Here is a 1,240-nt window from a genome sequence, read left to right as displayed (position 1 = left end):
ATTGGATGACAACCATGGTAGCGATCACTTTCCGATACTACTCTCCTCCAACCAACCCAATACTGCACACTGTACACCCCGGTGGAAATTTACCAAGGCTAACTGGACGATGTTCCAAACGCTCTGCTCTCATCACTTTTCCAAATTCCCTATTACTCAGGACTCAATTCCTCGATTTACCACTACATTAATAGAGATTGCTCAGATCTGCATTCCACAATCACGTGGTATAGCATCTTCTCTCCATAATCATTGGTTCAATGATGATTGTCGCAAAGCTATACACAAACGGAAACAAGCTTTACGAGCTTTCCGATTGGCCCCCACTAATGTTAATTTACAAACCTTTAAGAAATATAAAGCACTTGCTCGTCGCACAGTGAGACAAGCTAGGAAACAATCCTGGCATACCTTCGTTTCGAATTTATCTACCCAGACGAAATCTCATACAGTCTGGCGCACTCTGCGCAGTATACTTAGTTGAGGACAAACCTATTACAACTGTCCCTAATATAGCTCATGCTATTGGTCACCAATTTTCTCTTCACTCGGATACCTCCCGTTACACATCAACCTTTTTGAAACATAAATCTAATGAGGAAAAAATCAACCTCCGCTTTCAATCTAATAACACTGAACAGTATAATGCCCCGTTCCATATGCATGAACTTACTTCTTCCATTACTAAAGCCAAAGATTCTGCCCCTGGGCCAGACCATATTCATTATCAGATGCTTAAACATCTCCCGGGCACTGCCCTTTACACTTTATTAGCTATATTTAATCATTTATGGTTTACTGGATGGTTTCCGCCATCATGGCGAGAAGCTATCGTTATTCCTATACCAAAACAGAATAAGGACCATGCAAATCCTTCAAATTACCATTTATCAGATTCTTTTTCACAAATACAAGGAGTGCCACAAGGCAGCATTTTATCGGTTACCCTCTTTGCTGTTAAAATTAACAGCATTTCAAATTGCTTAAAACCTGATACTGAAGGAACTCTCTTTGTTGATGATTTCTCTATTAGTTATCGTTCTAAACATATGCTTACAATCGAACGTCATCTACAACAATGCCTTTGTCGGCTAGAACAGTGGGCTGATCAGAATGGTTTCACTTTCTCATCCTCCAAAACAGTATGTATGCATTTTTGCCAGCTCCGCTCCCTCCATCCCGACCCAACACTTACTCTTTTTAAACGTAACATCCCAGTGGTTAAAACTTTTAAATTTTT

The 1,240-nt window shown here is 40.1% G+C and carries 1 protein-coding gene; it reads left to right on the top strand.

Annotation, left to right across the window (positions count from 1 at the left end; translation table 11 throughout):
- Positions 1-578 precede the first annotated feature (578 nt).
- Positions 579-1,240: reverse transcriptase domain-containing protein (locus tag BOW06_RS12835; RefSeq protein ID WP_144077465.1), on the top strand; the 662-nt coding region annotated here is incomplete at its 3' end.

The sequence above is a fragment of the Solemya velum gill symbiont genome, assembly GCF_002020255.1.
Lineage (GTDB): Bacteria > Pseudomonadota > Gammaproteobacteria > Chromatiales > Chromatiaceae.
Note: the sequence above shows the minus strand (reverse complement) of the source record. Positions and strands in the feature narration are given on the sequence as shown.